Consider the following 16,422-nt stretch of genomic DNA (forward strand, 5'->3'; position numbering starts at 1 on the left):
TACAAAAAGACCGAGCGCGATGCTCGGTCTTTTTTAATTTTGTGTAAACGCATTGGTAAATGACACGCTGCGAATTTTGTACTGCTGTTGGTAAGCCAAGATAAAATCTTTAATGGCGTCATTGACGGGGAATACGCAATGAACGTCGAGCCCTTCTAGAAAATGGTTATCCGCCATATCCCAAAAGCTTTGAAGTGAATTGCAAATAATGGTTCTCATAACAGTGCTCATCTTATTCATTTTAAGAGTAACAACTGTCCTTGATGCGTCATGCGGCGCGATGAAGCTCGCTCTGCACTTTAGGGTGAACAATATTCACCTAGATCCATTTGTGAGTTGATTAAAAACCAACCGTTTGTCGCGCAGAGTATAACCAACCATGTGTATATTGAAAAGGTTAAATTGCGACCAGTGTCAATGTAAAGCTTTGCATAATGATATAGTCACTGAATAAATAACGTTTCGTTATTCTTCAGAGGTCTAATGCCAGAATCTTCGATTTACGTTGGAAGTTGTACAGCCCTTGTTTTGCTCCCGGAAGGTAATCAACATTCACTTCATAGAAGCCTTGTTCTCTAAACCAATGCAGGCTGTGTGTGGTCAACACAAAGATCTGATTGATGTTGTCTGATTTTGAACGATGCTTCATATAGTTCAGTAGCAATAACCCACGGTTTCCATCACGATAGTCTGGGTGGATCGCCACACAAGCCATCTCCGCTTTTTGCTCTTCGATATATGGGTACAAAGCGGCGCAACCGATGATCAAGCCGTCTTTTTCAATAATGGTGAACTTATTAATTTCTTGCTCAAGCTGTTCGCGAGAGCGTCTTACTAGCACGCCTTGTTCTTCTAATGGGCGAATCAGATCTAAAATACCGCCAATATCATCGATGTCCGCTTCACGTACCTGTTCGGCACTGGCCATTACAACCTGTGTACCGATACCATCGAAAGAGAACAATTCTTGAATGAGTGCGCCATCAACTTTGTAACTGATTAGGTGGCTTCTTGGCACACCTGCACGGCAAGCAGAAATCGAACCTTTGAGAAAACGTAATGTTCCGGAGTTGTAGTCGGAATCTGGTGAGGTGTCTGCCATGAGTTTCGTGATGACATGTTCGGCTTCAATAGGGAACAATTCCGCGACGGCGTTACCATTATCATCAATAACCCCTTGCTCAGAGCAGAAGCCAATCAATTTATCCGCACCAAGCTTAATCGCTAGTTGAGTCGCGACTTCTTCTGAGGGAAGGTTGAAGCATTCCCCTGTCACTGAGCTGGCGATTGGGCCGAGTAATACAATTGAACCTTGATCGAGTGTCCGGTGGATTGCATCGGTATCAATTCGACGAATGCGTCCACTGTGGCAATAGTCGACGCCGTCATCCACACCGAGTGGCTGAGCAATGACAAAGTTGCCGCTCACAACGTTAAGTTGAGTACCCGCCATCGGCGTGTTGTTGAGGCTCATGGATAAGCGTGCGGTAATCGCCAGTTGAAGCTGTCCCGCGGCTTGCATAACTACCGAAAGCGCGGTTTCATCTGTGATTCGAACGTTTTTGTGGTATGGCGTAGTAAGATCTTGTTTCTCTAGTAGTTGGTTGATCTGTGGCCTGGCACCATAAACAACAACGACTTTAATGCCAAGGCTATGCATTAAAGCAATATCATTGATAATGTTACCAAAGTTTTTATCGGCAACCGCTTCACCTCCTAGCATTAGTACCATGGTTTTTCCACGGTGAGCATTCACATAAGGTGTGGATTGACGGAATCCTTTAACCAGGGCAGTACTACGAATTTTCACTACAGCCATTCCTTGTGTTTATTTATGCTTTAATATTGTCTTTTTATTCAAATGTTGGCAAGGTAATTTTTTGGAATAAAGCACAAACATCGTGAGCGTGATGCTTGGTTGTGTTTGACTGATGAGGGTACAATGCTCCCGTCTAGTTCAAACACGTGAGCCTCATGTCTTCAGTTGTAAATAAGAATGCTGCTATCGCTGCTCAATCAGAGCAAAATATCTCTACAAAATCGCCACTTCGTAAATGGATCGAACGTTCGCTAATGCTAACGGCGATCGTAGGTACGATAGTCGTATTTATGATGTATGGTGATTTGATCACGCGCTATATAAACCCACCAGTTTCCAAGTCTGTGATTTATGGCAAGTGGGTAGAGCAAGATGTGGCGCCATATGCTCGTGAAGAGTTTATTCTTAGTGAGCGTGGTGTAACGGTGAGAGGGTCTACCGTGGCGACGGATTTCGAATTTGATGGTGATACGCTTTCTTATAAGGTCGGCTCTACAGTGCGTCGATTTGACTTCCTCGATCAGCATCATTCTGAAATGAAGTTGGATTCAAATGCCCACTATCTGCCCGTTTTTCACCTAGAAGGTCATTCGAACCTAGCTATTCGCTAGCGCGTCATATTCGTAAAATTCTTTCTATAACTGCTCGCTGGGTCTCAGTGTGAGAGGGCCAGCGTTTTCGGGTATCTTAAAATTCCTGCCACTTCCATCAGACATTTTTCGGACAATCGTTTGATTCCATTGCTGTTATTATCCTCAACCCAGTTTAAATGGATAAATTGGCAGCAAACCAAGTCTTTGCCTTATCGCTGATACACTTTGTCGCAGCTTTTCAATTGCGTCGTTTGCATTTGTTTGCCATCCTTTTGCTATCTTCTTTTATGGAAAAAACACGTGTTTAAAAAACTCCTTCCTATTGTCGCTTTAAGTCTGCTATTTGGTTGTGCGACTGAGCCAGAACAAAACCTACTTGCTAAGCAAGATTACGATGGCGAGTTTTCGCATATCTTGAACAAAGCTGATGTCGTTGAATCCAACAAGCCACAAGATTTCACTGAGTTCAACAAACAAGCAGAACAGGTTGTGACTAAGTCGCCTTCAATGGCAAAAATGTATCAGCCACTTTACGAGAAGTTGAGTGAATGGGCATTGCAGAGTGGTGACACGACTGCGCTCAGTGCTTACGGCATCCAAGCCGCGCAGCTTGGTGGTGGTGATAAGAAGGGCAACGTGTTGTTCACAGGCTATTTCTCTCCTGTGATGGAATTGCGTCATCAACCGAATGAAACATATAAGTACCCGGTTTACGGCAAGCCAAAATGTAGCTCTGATTGCCCAACTCGTGCTGAAATTTATAACGGTGCGCTTGAAGGGCAAGGTCTGGTATTGGGTTACGCACCAAACCGTATTGATCCATTCATGATGGAAGTGCAAGGTAGTGGCTTTGTTCATTTCGAAGATGACGATACGCTGGAATACTTTGCTTACGCAGGTAAGAACAATAAAGCGTACGTGAGTATTGGCCGAATTCTAATTGAGCGTGGTGAAGTGCCACGTGAAGAAATGTCACTCAAAGCCATCAAAGATTGGGTGATGAAGAATGATGAAGCAACAGTTCGTGAGTTGCTAGAGCAGAACCCTTCTTATGTGTTCTTTGCTCCACAAGCGGATGCGCCAGTAACGGGCTCTGCAGGTATTCCACTATTACCAATGGCATCGGTAGCAGGCGATCGTTCGATTCTACCTATGGGTACGCCAATTTTGGCGGAAGTACCATTGCTTAATAAAGACGGTACATGGAGTGGGGCGCACCAGCTTCGTCTTCTAATTGTGTTAGACACTGGCGGCGCGGTCAAACAAAACCATCTTGACCTATACCACGGCATGGGACCACGTGCCGGTACCGAAGCGGGTCACTACAAGCATTTTGGTCGAGTGTGGAAACTGGGCTTAGAAAACACGCCAACGCAAGCACCTTGGGCTTTGCCGCCAGAGAAGTTACAATAGCCGCCTAGCGAGAGGAATCACCTCTCATCATCTAGACATTTCCTCAAAGAGTGCGTATAAATCGCACTCTTTGTTTTTCTATCGATCATCTGGAACTTCAATATGCGTGAACTCGATACTCCGGCATCTGACAGCTATAACCAACGTTTTGGTGGCACTCGTCGTCTCTACGGCAACAGCGAAGTAGAAATTCTTCGTGCTGCACACGTGTGTGTGATTGGTATTGGCGGTGTTGGTTCATGGGCGGTAGAAGCGCTGGCACGTACTGGTATTGGTGAGTTGACGCTTATCGATATGGATGACGTGTGTGTGACCAACATTAACCGTCAAATTCATGCGATGACTGGCACGGTTGGTCAAAGCAAAATTGAAGTGATGGCAGAGCGCGTTAAGCTGATTAACCCAGAGTGTAAGGTCAATTTGATTGACGATTTCATCACGCCAGATAACCAGCATGAGTATTTGAGCAAAGAGTTCGATTACGTGTTGGATGCGATCGATAGCGTAAAAGCAAAAGCGTCTCTATTGGCTTACTGTCGTAGCAACAAGATTAAAGTGATCACAACTGGCGGTGCTGGTGGTCAAATCGATCCAACCCAAATCATGGTGGCGGATCTGACCAAGACTATCCAAGATCCACTGGCTAAAAAGATCAAAGACACATTGCGTCGTCATCATAACTTCCCGAAAAATCCAGCGCGTAAGTTTGGTATCGATTGTGTGTTCTCTACGGAGCAATTGAAGTACCCACAAGCCGATGGTTCAGTATGTGGCGTGAAATCGACAGCAGAAGGTCCAAAACGTATGGACTGTGCGAGTGGTTTTGGCGCAGCGACGGTTGTAACCGCAACGTTCGGTTTTGTTGCGGTATCACGCATCGTTGAAAAGCTGATCCAAAAGCATAAGAAGTAATTCAGAGAAGAGAGCATACCAATGACTGAGTTTCCTGTTTCGCCGTTTGGCACTGACATCACCAGTGAAGACATCGCCGCAACCATGCAGCAATTTAAAGGTTGGGAAGACCGCTACCGTCAGGTGATTCAATGGGGTAAAAAATTGCCTCAAATGCCTGAAGAGCTTAAATCAGAACAAGTTACGGTATCTGGTTGTGAAAGCCTAGTATGGCTGGTGAGCAAAGAGCAAGACGGTGTATGGCACTTCTGTGCTGATTCTGATGCGCGTATCGTTCGTGGCCTGATTGCCTTGGTGATGGCGGCTTACGACGGTAAAACAGCAGAGCAAATTCAAGCGTTTGATATTGATGCTTACTTTGAAAAGCTGGGTTTAATCGCTCACCTAAGCCCATCGCGTGGCAATGGTTTGAAAGCGATTGTTGAGCAGATCAAAGCACAGGCTCAGTAGTTGCCGTTAGTTAAAACCGCACAAAGAACAGAATAAAGAAAAGGGTTGAAGCCAAACGGCTTCAACCCTTTTTCTATATCTATAGTGGTATTCTTATTATTAAAGCATATCGACCGCTTTCTCGACTGCTGCAATCAGCTTTTCAACATCTTCTAACGTATTGTAGATACCAAAAGAAACGCGCACCGTGCCTTTGACGTTAAGTGCATCCATCAGAGGATGAGCACAGTGATGCCCAGCACGAACAGCGATACCTTGTTGATCAAGTAGCGTGGCAATGTCTTGGTGGTGAACGCCGTCCATAACGAAAGTAAGCACTGAAGCATTCGGCTGATAACCAAGGATTTGAATGTCATCCAACTGGCTTAACGCTTGGTAAGCTTTGTCTTGTAGAGAATGCAGATGTGCCTCCACTGCGACGTGATCGAAACCTTGGTACCAATCGATGGCTTTCGCTAGAGCAATCGCGCCTGCGACGTTCGGTGTTCCTGCTTCAAACTTACCCGGCAAGGCAGAGAAGGTGGTTCTCTCGAATGAGACTCTTTCAACCATTTTGCCGCCGCCGTGCCATGGTGGCATCGCTTCTAAAAGGTCAAGCTTGCCATACAGTACGCCAATCCCAGCGGGGGCGTATAGCTTGTGACCAGAGAAGACATAGAAGTCGACATCGAGCTCTGCCAAGTTCAACTGTTCATGAACAATACCTTGTGCACCATCGACAACAACAACAGCGCCTACCGCATGTGCCATGGCGATGATTTTCTCGATAGGTTGACGAGAGCCCGTCACATTGGTGATTTGTGCACACGCTACGATTTTACAGCGCTCCGACAACACTGCTTCAAACGCATTGATGTCGAATTGGCAATCGGAGGTCATCGGAACCTTAATGATTTTCGCGCCCGTTTGCTCCGCGACAATTTGCCAAGGCACGATGTTGGCGTGATGTTCCATTTCACTGATTAAGATTTCATCACCCGATTGGAGTGTGCTACGAGCATAAGTTTGCGCGATGAGATTTAGTGCTTCGGTTGCGCCTCGAGTCCAAATGATTTCTTTTGAAATGCTCGCCCCAATAAAATTCGCAACGGTTTCACGAGCGGCTTCAAATTGGCTGGTCGCGTTGGCTGTTAAGCTATGACTGCCACGGTGCACGTTAGCATTTTGTGCACTGTAGTAACGGCTAATCACATCGATCACGCACTGTGGTTTTTGCGTTGTTGCTGCGCTATCAAGGTAAACCAAAGGTGATTGGTTTACGTCTTGATTTAGGGCGGGGAACTGTTCGCGTACAGCGTTTACGTCAAACATTATTCGTCACCGAATTCGTGGTAATGCAGTGTTGGGATGGTAACTAGTGGCTCTGCAACCATCCATCCATGCTCTTTACCAGAAAGTTTGATAATGATTTCCATCGCGAACTCAAGTGCGGTTCCTGGTCCCTGACTTGTCAGTAGGTTGTGATTCACATCCATGGTGACACGTTTAGCTCGCCATTTGTCTTCAGGAATATGAGATTGGAAGCTTGGATGGCATGTCATCAAGGCTTCAGGGTAAAGGTTGTGATGTTGCAAAACCAAAGCAGGTGCAGCACAAATTGCCGCAACCAGCTTACCTTCGTACATGTGCTGTTTTAGGATCTCGATCATGATGGTGCTATCACGGAAGGTTTCTGCACCACCTACGCCACCAGACAGAACAATCGCATCAAACTCGTCATCGGCAATATCAACCAGCTTGCAATCCGCGGTAAGTGTCACGCCTCGAGACGCTTTCATGGTAAGTGCACCATCGAAATCTGCGCTTGCGACGGTTACGTCATAGCCAGCTCGAACCATCAAGTCGATAACGGTTACCGCTTCCATTTCTTCTGTGCCCGGCGCGATAGGTACTAAGATCTTTTTATTCATTGTTCTGTCCAGCTTTGTTCAATCTGTTTGATGCGTTGATAGAGTTTGGTGTTCTCTGGCGTACTAATGTGATGCTTTTCAGCAGTTTTCAGCAAATAGCCGGTAATAAAATCAATTTCGGTGCGACGTTGGTGAAAAACATCTTGTCTCATTGAAGAGTAGTTGGCTGCTGTTGCGTTCACCACTTGCAGAACAGTGGTGTGAAGAGAATCAAAATCGATCTTTATCCCTTCTTTATTCATTACCTCTACCAACTCGCGAGTGATGTTCGCCAACTCGGTGGCAAATTCCGGAGCGGCAAGCTCACCATTTTTACATTGATGAATGGCCGTCAGGGGGTTGATAGCACAGTTGATCGCAAGCTTGGTCCACAGGGCAGCGTTGATATTTGGGTTCCAATTGACCTCTGGCAAAGCGTGATTCATCACCTCCGCTAAGAAGTCACATTGAGCACCTTTAGCATTAAAACCACCTAGTTGAGTATTTCCCTGACCAGTATGCAGAACCTGCTCTTTACTTGGTTTGTAAGCACCGTGTGTTGTTGTGGCAGCGATTAATGGATTATCAGCAAGTTTGGTTTCGATGAGTTGTGCGGTTCCCATTCCGTTGTGCATCAACATTATGATGGTGTCAGTGTTGATATAAGGAAGAAGAGGCTCAATCGCGGTTTCCACTTGCCATGCTTTTACTGTCACAACAATCAGATCTGCACTTTGAACAGAAGGGACGTGCTGATTAGAAAAATTGATTGCAGTATTGTCATCAAGTTGGAGCAACTGCTCGCTGTTTGAGCTTCTTCCCCATAAGGAAACATTGTGTCCCGCAAGTTTGAATTTAGTCGCCCAAAGTGAGCCAACGGCTCCTGGACCTAAGATGAGAATATTCACCAAACGCTCTCATTAAAAAGGTTTGCTGCAAGGATAATGAGGGAAAAAATGAAAGCAAATAAAAATGGCGCCAAGAGGCGCCATTTTTTGGGGAACTTATCGGTTCTATTAGAACTTGTAAGTTACAGCTAGGTAGTGACCGAAACCAGTAGATTTGAAGCCGTCAGTGTCTTTGATACCGTAAACGTCTTTGTAACCTTTCAGGCCGTAACCCACTGCGAAGCGGTCTGAGTGCCAGTAAATACCGTTAAACATAGCACCGCCGTTGCTAGCAGTAGAGTACTCATCTTTCATACCGAATTGGTAATCGATGTAACCTTGGTAAGAGATGAATGAACCGTTCTCGAAGAAGTAGAATGGCTTGAACCAGTTAGTCGAGATTTGGAAACCGTTCCAATCTTTTTGGTTACCTTGGTATGTACCGTATAGGTTTAGGCCGATTTTGCCCAACCAAGGAACCATTACGTCAGAACCAATACCAACTTTTTGGTTGTTTACAGAGAATGGGTTAGTTTTGTAATCAGTACCATCCCACTCAAATAGAGTTGCAACGTATAGCTCTTGAACTGGACCGAAAGATAGGTCTTTACCAGTTAGGCCGTCGATAGACATACGTGGAGCAAATTTCATAAAGATCTTAGGATCGCCAGCTTTGTCGCTGCCTTTATCTGACGCTAGGTTAAATACGTCAACGTAACCGTAAAGATCGAAAATACCAGAGCGACCGCCAAATTCCATTTCTAGGTAGTCATGAGATGACTCACCTGGAAGTTCATCGAATGCACCCATTAGGTTGAACTGCATCCACTTGTAATCGTTCTTGTGGATATCGCCGTCTGAGTAGTCAGCAGCCATAACTGGAGCTGAAGTAGCCGCTAGAAGGCTAAGAGCTAAAAGTGATTTACGCATAAGGGGACTCTCTATGTTTGTAATGATTCAGAACACGCAATCTGTGCTGCGCTTTCCAATTGGCGGGAATAATAGCGATAAAAATCCCAAATGAAAGTGATAAAGGATGCAAAAATGAAGGTTTTTCGTGAGCATTGTCACGAAACAAGTTTATTTCACGGAACTTTTTGTTTGTTGCATTGATTTGCAATAAATATGTGACGCATGTCGTTTGCGTAATCGTTTTTATGACTTTTTAAGCCAGTCGATTAACCAACACAAATCGTTAGTGATCTGACTAATAGGCCATTCGTATCAGTTGAGGAACCAAAGAGGACGTTTGAATGAAAGAAGTCATGTTATTCCCATTAACCTCAGTCGTTTTACCAGAAGGCAAAATGAATCTGCGTATTTTTGAACCTAGATACAAACGCATGGTGAAAGAATGCAGCCTCCAAGATTCAGGTTTTGGCGTTTGTCTCGTTGGTAATGACGGCGATCCGAAAGCTGTGGGAAACGTGTCATCCATCGGAACCTTGGTCACCATCGTTGATTTTGAAACACTCAGTGATGGGCTTCTTGGTATTACCGTGGCGGGAGAGAGACGTTTTATTGTCAAAAGGGTGAGGGCTGATTCTGATGGCCTTCGCCACGCTGAAGTCGAGTGGTTAGATAACTGGCAAGAGCCAAGGTCTCATCCCGACTTCCTCTATTTAAGTCATCAACTCGCTCATGTGTACGAACAATTTCCTCAATTAGGGACGCTTTACCAACACCGCTTTTACGACGATCCATCATGGGTCGCCCAAAGATGGCTTGAACTTCTTCCACTAGATTGTGAGCTGTTTGAGCAGTTGGTTGGAGCAGAGGATTGCCTTCCTGCATTGCACTTTCTTAATGATGCCATAGAAGCCCCACTTCAAAGAGAGACTAGGATATGAAAGGACTTACAAAAACCGCAGTAACTTTGGTTGCTGTGCTAGGGATTGCTGCGTGCGGGTCAGACAGCGACTCGATTGAGTATTCGAATTTGCAAGCGGTACATGCTTCTTCTGATGCGCCTCTTGCAAATGTATGGATTAACGACCAAGCCGCTCTGACGGGCGTCGATTACGGTGTCGGGTCTGGTTACGTGAGGCTTCCTGAAGGGGCAAACTCAGTACAGGTTGATGTGCAGTTGCCAGGTGGAGATGTCGCGACGGTCGTAGACAAAACAACGCTCGATCTGGACTCGGATCTTAATTACACCGCATTTGTTGTGGGTGATGCTTCTGGAACACCAAACCCTGTTGAACCTCTTATCGTGACTCGAAGCGCGACTTCCATGGCTGATGCAAACAGTCTAGACGTTCAGGTGGTACATGCTGCTTCTGGCGTACCAGCTGTTGATCTTTACGTCACTGAACCCGGTGCAGCGTTAGCAGACTCGTCACCGATTACTAATCTAGCTTATAAAGCGTCGACGGACGTGCTGAACATTCCTGCAGGCGAGTATCAAGTGAGACTAGCGGTGGGTGACAAAGTAGAGTTTGACTCGGGAACTATTTCTCTACCAGCCAATGCTAACTTGACGATCGCTGCTATTAAGACGGGGGATTCCAACAGTACTTCTCCGGTGAAGTTAATGGTATTGGATGGTTCTGGCTCTTCTATACTTGAAGATACGGGAAGCCAAGCAGAGGTGCGCGTTGGTCATTTAGTCGACGATGCACCTGTTGTTGATGTTCATGTTGACGGTGCTGCGTTTGCTCCGCTTGCGGATTTGGAGTTCAAACAAATTCGTGGGTACTTAGACCTTGCGCCAAAAGCATACGATATTGATGTGTTTGTTGATGGTACAACGACGGATCCAATTATCGATGTTGACGGATTAGAAGTGAAAGGCGGTATGGATTACAGCATCTATGCAGTTGGCGTTGTAGCCCCTGCAATCGCAATCGAACCGCTTGTAGTCGAAGACATGCGCCGTGCAGTCGCAACCAGCGCGACGTTAAATGTTACGCACGCAGCAGCGAATCCAGTGGCTGAAATGGTAGACATCTATCTCACAACCAGCGCAGGAATCGACGGAAGTGATCCAGCAATAGCAAACTTCGCGTATAAAGATAGTGTGCAAGGCGTGTACGTTGCCGAAGGTTCTTATTTTGTCACTGTGACAGTGGCGGGAGACCCAAATACAGTAGCGATTGATTCTGCACCTGTAACGGTAATGAACGGCGTCGTATATCAAGTAGTCGCCATTGATGATGGCAATAACGGTGGCTTCAATCTTATTGTTGATGACATCACCGACTAGGACGAAAGGGGGAGGGGGAAACTCCTCCCAATGATTAAGGCTGATTATGATGAGTGAAAGCCCACAAAAGCTCGGGCGAAGCGAATGGAACGATTATATGGACAAAGTGAAAGCGCGAGACAAAGACGCTTTCGCCTTCGTATTTCGTTTTTATGCACCAAAGCTTAAGCAGTTCGCCTACAAACATGTTGGTAATGAGCAAGTTGCAATGGAAATGGTGCAAGAAACCATGGCGACTGTTTGGCAAAAAGCTCATTTATATGACGGCACAAAAAGTGCATTGTCGACATGGATCTATACCATCATCCGTAACCTTTGCTTCGACCTTTTAAGGAAACAGAAAGGTAAGGATTTACACATTCATTCTGATGACATTTGGCCGTCAGATTACTACCCACCTGATTTGGTTGACCATTATTCACCTGAGCAAGACATGCTCAAAGAACAGGTAGTCAAATTTTTAGACATACTGCCGAAAAACCAAAGAGAAGTACTCCAAGCGGTGTACCTTCAAGAACTTCCACACCAACAGGTCGCAGAGTTGTTCGACATACCTTTGGGCACCGTGAAGTCTCGCTTGAGGCTAGCGGTAGAAAAGCTAAGGCATTCGATGCATACGGAGCAATTATGAACAAACATCCAGACAAAATATTGTTAGAGGCATATGCTTCGGGAAGTATTGATGCGGTTTCTGGTCTGGTGGTTGCCACTCACCTAGAAACTTGCCCTAAATGCCGAGCTTATGTCAATCAACTAGAAGCGGCTCAGGCCAGTGCGGTGAACGATATACCATCTGTTTACGACTCTGAGTTCGATAGCATGTTTAACGACATCATCACTGCAGAACCAACGTCTGACAGCATCATCATTAGAGATGTCGCCAAAGTCATGGTCGCAGGCAAAGATTTCAAACTACCGAAAACACTGAGCCGTTTTTCAGACTTGGTGGGCGAATGGAAGAGCTACGGGGGTAAAGTCTACAGTGCGCAAGTTGATTTAGGGGAAGAAGCGCGCGTCAACCTGATGTACATCAGCGAAGACGTAAGAATTCCGCAGCACACGCATAAAGGTCAGGAATCAACGTTAGTTTTACACGGTGGCTTCAGTGATGAGGACGGGCATTATGAAGTTGGGGATGTACTCGTACGAGATGCATCTGTAAAACATAGCCCATTTACTAAGCCTGGCGAAGATTGCTTATGCCTAACTGTGTTGACAGAGCCAATGATCTTCACCCAAGGCGTCGCCAGAATATTTAATATGTTTGGCAAAGGCATGTACCCGTAAATAGTTAACGGTCAAAAAAACCACCGAAGTCGGTGGTTTTTTTCAACTGTTTTTCTTTAGTCCCTTTGCCTTGCTTTTTCGAGTAGTTCGGTAAAGTAATGGCGTAAAGAATAGAGCATGATCAAACTTGGAACGACCATGACTGCGGTAATCGCAAAGAATGTTGTCCAGTCATTCAGATAATCAACTAATTCGCCACTGAATGATGCTAGTGTCGTTCGTCCAAAGTTACCCAGTGAAGCTAGCAACGCGTATTGAGTAGCTGAGAAAGCTTGCCCAGTCAAAATCGTTAAGAAGGAAACAAAAGCGACGGTCGAGAAAGCAGTCGTAAAGTTATCGACAATGATTGTTGCTAGGAACAAGTGTTCGTTCGGGCCCACCTTCGCAATCCAAGCAAACATCAAGTTACTTGCCGCCATGGCGATACCGCCAATCATCAGGCCACGCACAATACCAAACTTAACGTTGAACATGCTGCCAACAAAGGTGAACAGCATGGTCGCGCCCCAGCCAATCAGTTTCGAGTAGTAACCAATCTGTTCGTTGCTGAAACCAATCTCTTTGTAGAAGGCGATCGACATACGTCCCAAGAAGGCTTCACCAATCTTGAATAGGAAAACAAACAAAAGCAGGGTGATGGCAACACGAACGCCATTTCGGTTAAAGAAGTCTAAGAAGGGTTCTACAACCGTTACAGTAAACCAAGCCACTACTTTAGAACCCACTACTTCTTTATGGCGTTGCTCCGCTTCAGATTGAAGTTGTTCTCGTTGAGTTTTCGGTTCACCGACCAATAGAGTAAAAATCATCAGTAAAACGACAATAAATGCCATTCCGTAGTAGACACCGTTCCAACCGATACTGTCAGCGTTGATGAAAGCTAAATAGCCTGGTAAGGAATAACCTGTCCACCAACCAATCACCGCCATAGCTGAAGCTTGCGGAAGCTTAGATTGCTCCGTTTTAGGGAAAGTATCGATACGAAATGCATCAATGGCAATATCTTGTGTTGCGGAAGCCGTAGCAATACACAGAGCAAGAAGTGACGTTAACATCAGGTTTTCTGCTGGGTTTACGCCGGCAATAAACAGCGTGGCAACTAAGACGATGCTTTGGCATAAGAAAATCCAACTGCGTCGCTGTCCCAATAAACGATGCAAAACAGGCAATTTGACGCGATCGACCAATGGCGCCCACAGAAAGTTGATCGCGTAGACCGCGAATACACTACCAAAGTAGCCGATTGCAGAAAGTGTTAAGCCAGCATCTTTCAGCCAGCCTGACATATTTGAACCGATAAGCACCCATGGAAAGCCGCTGGAACAGCCAAGCATGAAAACCCAAAGTAGGCGTTTATCGAGGTAACTTTTTACCGTTTCCAACCAAGTGATGGAAGGTAATGAAGACATAAATCAATCCGTTAAAATAGAGCCACTAAAAGAGAAAGCCCTTCGAATATTCAAAGGGCTTATGGTTTTGGCTATTTGAGTAGTGTTGCTTTGGTGATGACGATTTGCGTCTCTGGGACATCGCGCATGCGACCGATAGATTTGGTTGGCTGAGCGGCCATTTTTTGAATGACATCGAAGCCCTCAGTGACTTCGCCAAATACTGCATAACCAGGTGGACGAGCACCATAGTTTAAGAAGTCATTGTCGACGAGGTTAATAAAGAACTGGCGTGTTGCAGAATCAGGAGCGTTTGTACGTGCCATCGCGATGGTTGCACGGTCATTGTTCAAACCGTTGTTACCTTCGTTTTTGATTGGCGCATAAGTTTTTTGCATCTGCATATCTTGATTAAAGCCGCCACCTTGCGCCATAAAACCAGGAATCACACGATGGAAAATCGTACCTTCGTAGCTGCCGTCTTCCACGTATTTGAGGAAGTTAGCGACAGTAATCGGTGCTTTTTCTTCATTGAGCTCCACAGTGAAGTTACCTAGAGTGGTTTCAAACGCCACTTTAGGACCAGCAAAAACGCTGCAGCTTAATAGCGCGAGAGAAAGAATGGCTTTGCGTAGCATTAGAATCGCTCCTGCATGTATTGACGAAGCTCAGGGTCATTCGCGATTTCTTTCAAAGTAAGAGCAACAACATCATTAAGAGTTTGCTCAATATCAGAGTCTGAAGCGCTTAGTGTGCCTGAACGTTTAGCAGTACCAGTATAGGTCTTAACTAGCTTGCCTTGCGGAGTTTCTGCTGTGATTTCTAAAACCACTTTTGCGTCCATCTCGTTTTCCATTACAGAGTGCTTCACGTTTACTAATGCTTCTTGCACTTCAAGTTCAATCGAGTTGTCGCTGTTCAGATCAGAGTGGAAACCTTGAGAAGAGAATTGCTTCTCCAATGCTTCTTCAAGAGAAATACGTAGGTTCTGCTTCGCGTGAAGCGGCAAAATGTTTGAGCGACCGTTGTCGACTAGCGCAACGTATTGTGCGGCGCGCACATCTTTACTGGTTAGGCTGTAGCTTTTACCTTGCACGATAGGGTTAGTGCTAAGCGTTGTTTCAGGCATCAGGTTCAGTTGAGGTTGCTGTTGTGGCGCAGAACATGCAGCAAGCAAGGCAACCGAAGCCGCTAGTACCAGTTTTTTCATCTTATTATTCCTTTTAAACATTTTGCTAAAGTCAGGACTTTATTGCTTAGCGCCTAATTTAGCAGGATTTTTCGTTGCCTGTAAAATCACGAACTTATTGTTAGAAGCGACTAATTTCACATTTTTGTCGCCGAATAGACGTTTCAGCTTTGCATCGTAACCAAGGTGACGGTTACCTATGACCAATAACTTCCCACCTTGGTTCAGAATTTGTTTTGAGTCACAGAACATTTGCCAAGCGATATGGTCTGTAATGGCCTGTTGCTGATGGAAAGGTGGGTTACACATCACCATACATGTGCTTTCAGGTTTGAAGTCGTCTAAACAGTTGTTCGCGATACATTCAATATCTCGGCCTTCACCTAAGTTAGCGATAAGGTTTTGCCTTGCAGACTCCACCGCCATGAAGCTCTCATCAACACAAGTTAGGTGAGCTTTTGGATTTAACTGCCCCATTTTGATGGACAACACACCATTACCACAGCCCAAGTCGATAATGTTCTTCAACTCAGGATCTTGAGGTAGGTGCTGCAACATAAAGCGTGCACCTAAATCCAAGCTTTCACCTGAGTAAACATTTGGCAGGTTTTTCAGTCGGATGTTCTCTCCGTCTACGCCCCAGACTGTCATCGGATCTACGGCATGGATCGGCGCAGTTGCATGGGAAAACACCAAACGATGCTTTTTCCATGCAAGGGAGGTGGTGGTTTCACCCAAGTATTTTTCGAAGAGCTTCAGAGTAGAAGTGTGGATCTCTTTGGCTTTGTTCACCGCAATAATAGGGCAAGAGGCCGGAAGCGATTTACGCAATTGACTTAACAACCAAACCAAATGGCGGTTGCTTTTCGGCAATTGCATCAAAACCAAATCTGTATTCTCAGGGATCTCATCCATCGTACTGAGAAAGGCAACTTGCTTACATTGGTTATCTTCGAGGTTTTGTTTGGCACCTTTATGAGAAATAAAAGAGTCACTCATCAATGTGACATTATGTTTCTCTGAAAACCAGCATGCCAACGCGCCGAAATTATCATTGATAACCACGATGTTTTGATTCTCTGGCAGCGCTAATTCTTCTACGTGATTGATAAGATACTCATCACCCGCATCCCATGCTTGAAGAGTCTCATTGGAGCGCTTTGGGAAACGATGTAGCGTGAGGCTACGATCGTGAAGGTCTAATTCGGTTTTCATAACTAAACGTAAGTGGATTTGGAAATTAGTGATTATTGTCGCAAATGATGAAGATTCAAGATACAAAAAGCTGTCAAATTTACTGATTTTCACAGGCTTTTAGCGAACTGTGTGGATTATGAGAAGGTAGAGCAAGGAGGTTTCGTTGATTTCATTTGTCAAACTAGAGTATATA

General features: G+C 45.3%; 18 protein-coding genes. 8 read left to right on the top strand and 10 right to left on the bottom strand.

The window, feature by feature from the left end:
• Positions 1-33: 33 nt before the first annotated feature.
• Positions 34-219 (bottom strand): hypothetical protein, encoded by a 186-nt coding sequence (locus KIT90_RS21995; RefSeq protein WP_009707458.1) that lies wholly within the window; start codon positions 217-219, stop codon positions 34-36.
• 253 nt (positions 220-472) lie between these two features.
• On the bottom strand, positions 473-1,810 hold the full coding sequence (argA, locus tag KIT90_RS22000; RefSeq protein ID WP_285378731.1) for an amino-acid N-acetyltransferase: 1,338 nt from the start codon (positions 1,808-1,810) through the stop codon (positions 473-475).
• A gap of 164 nt (positions 1,811-1,974) precedes the next feature.
• Here argA and KIT90_RS22005 point away from each other — a divergent pair, with 164 nt between their 5' ends.
• The 4 genes from KIT90_RS22005 (at position 1,975) to csdE (ending at position 5,187) form a co-directional block, all read left to right on the top strand.
• Positions 1,975-2,430, top strand: a complete 456-nt coding sequence (locus tag KIT90_RS22005) for a DUF2850 domain-containing protein (RefSeq protein ID WP_005436607.1) — start codon at positions 1,975-1,977, stop codon at positions 2,428-2,430.
• Between the two features lie 282 nt (positions 2,431-2,712).
• Entirely contained in the window at positions 2,713-3,825 is a 1,113-nt protein-coding gene (gene mltA / locus KIT90_RS22010) for a murein transglycosylase A (protein ID WP_285378733.1), read from the top strand.
• Positions 3,826-3,927: 102 nt separating this feature from the next.
• Complete coding sequence (gene tcdA, locus KIT90_RS22015) at positions 3,928-4,737, top strand: tRNA cyclic N6-threonylcarbamoyladenosine(37) synthase TcdA (protein ID WP_005427322.1); 810 nt, start codon at positions 3,928-3,930, stop codon at positions 4,735-4,737.
• Between the two features lie 21 nt (positions 4,738-4,758).
• A complete protein-coding gene (gene csdE / locus KIT90_RS22020) occupies positions 4,759-5,187 on the top strand; it encodes a cysteine desulfurase sulfur acceptor subunit CsdE (protein WP_285378734.1) in 429 nt (142 codons plus the stop codon).
• Between the two features lie 99 nt (positions 5,188-5,286).
• On the opposite strand, the gene csdA is transcribed toward csdE, so the two are convergent.
• From csdA to KIT90_RS22040, 4 genes are all read right to left on the bottom strand, one after another.
• On the bottom strand, positions 5,287-6,498 hold the full coding sequence (gene csdA, locus KIT90_RS22025; protein WP_285378735.1) for a cysteine desulfurase CsdA: 1,212 nt from the start codon (positions 6,496-6,498) through the stop codon (positions 5,287-5,289).
• The gene (locus KIT90_RS22030) at positions 6,498-7,097 is read right to left on the bottom strand and encodes a DJ-1 family glyoxalase III (RefSeq protein WP_005436618.1); all 600 of its coding nucleotides are present in this window, start codon (positions 7,095-7,097) and stop codon (positions 6,498-6,500) included. The genes csdA and KIT90_RS22030 overlap by 1 nt, the downstream gene beginning before the upstream one ends.
• Positions 7,094-7,984, bottom strand: a complete 891-nt coding sequence (panE, locus tag KIT90_RS22035) for a 2-dehydropantoate 2-reductase (RefSeq protein WP_285378736.1) — start codon at positions 7,982-7,984, stop codon at positions 7,094-7,096. Before panE ends, KIT90_RS22030 begins: the two co-directional genes overlap by 4 nt.
• A 108-nt stretch (positions 7,985-8,092) precedes the next feature.
• Positions 8,093-8,893, bottom strand: coding sequence for an outer membrane protein OmpK (locus tag KIT90_RS22040; RefSeq protein WP_045414476.1), 801 nt, complete (start codon positions 8,891-8,893; stop codon positions 8,093-8,095).
• A gap of 323 nt (positions 8,894-9,216) precedes the next feature.
• Between KIT90_RS22040 and KIT90_RS22045 the strand changes: the two genes are divergently transcribed.
• From KIT90_RS22045 to KIT90_RS22060, 4 genes are read left to right on the top strand one after another with little or no spacing between them, the layout of a single operon-like run.
• Positions 9,217-9,813, top strand: coding sequence for an LON peptidase substrate-binding domain-containing protein (locus KIT90_RS22045; RefSeq protein WP_020195471.1), 597 nt, complete (start codon positions 9,217-9,219; stop codon positions 9,811-9,813).
• A complete protein-coding gene (locus tag KIT90_RS22050; RefSeq protein WP_285378737.1) occupies positions 9,810-11,168 on the top strand; it encodes a DUF4397 domain-containing protein in 1,359 nt (452 codons plus the stop codon). The genes KIT90_RS22045 and KIT90_RS22050 overlap by 4 nt, the downstream gene beginning before the upstream one ends.
• Before the next feature lie 46 nt (positions 11,169-11,214).
• The gene (locus KIT90_RS22055) at positions 11,215-11,799 is read left to right on the top strand and encodes an RNA polymerase sigma factor (protein ID WP_005529413.1); all 585 of its coding nucleotides are present in this window, start codon (positions 11,215-11,217) and stop codon (positions 11,797-11,799) included.
• Positions 11,796-12,455 carry a ChrR family anti-sigma-E factor gene (locus KIT90_RS22060; protein ID WP_020195474.1) on the top strand — a complete coding sequence of 220 codons (660 nt, stop codon included), beginning with the start codon at positions 11,796-11,798 and terminating at the stop codon, positions 12,453-12,455. Before KIT90_RS22055 ends, KIT90_RS22060 begins: the two co-directional genes overlap by 4 nt.
• 56 nt (positions 12,456-12,511) lie before the next feature.
• On the opposite strand, the gene KIT90_RS22065 is transcribed toward KIT90_RS22060, so the two are convergent.
• The 4 genes from KIT90_RS22065 to KIT90_RS22080 all read right to left on the bottom strand — a co-directional run bounded on the left by KIT90_RS22065 (position 12,512) and on the right by KIT90_RS22080 (position 16,247).
• A complete protein-coding gene (locus KIT90_RS22065) occupies positions 12,512-13,864 on the bottom strand; it encodes an MFS transporter (protein WP_020195475.1) in 1,353 nt (450 codons plus the stop codon).
• A gap of 71 nt (positions 13,865-13,935) precedes the next feature.
• Positions 13,936-14,481 (bottom strand): peptidylprolyl isomerase, encoded by a 546-nt coding sequence (locus KIT90_RS22070; protein ID WP_009707446.1) that lies wholly within the window; start codon positions 14,479-14,481, stop codon positions 13,936-13,938.
• A complete protein-coding gene (locus tag KIT90_RS22075) occupies positions 14,481-15,053 on the bottom strand; it encodes a YajG family lipoprotein (RefSeq protein WP_005436640.1) in 573 nt (190 codons plus the stop codon). Before KIT90_RS22075 ends, KIT90_RS22070 begins: the two co-directional genes overlap by 1 nt.
• 39 nt (positions 15,054-15,092) lie before the next feature.
• The gene (locus tag KIT90_RS22080; protein ID WP_285378738.1) at positions 15,093-16,247 is read right to left on the bottom strand and encodes a methyltransferase; all 1,155 of its coding nucleotides are present in this window, start codon (positions 16,245-16,247) and stop codon (positions 15,093-15,095) included.
• Positions 16,248-16,422 lie beyond the last annotated feature (175 nt).

The sequence above is a fragment of the Vibrio sp. B172a genome (genome assembly GCF_030248355.1).
GTDB classification, from domain to species: domain Bacteria; phylum Pseudomonadota; class Gammaproteobacteria; order Enterobacterales; family Vibrionaceae; genus Vibrio; species Vibrio owensii.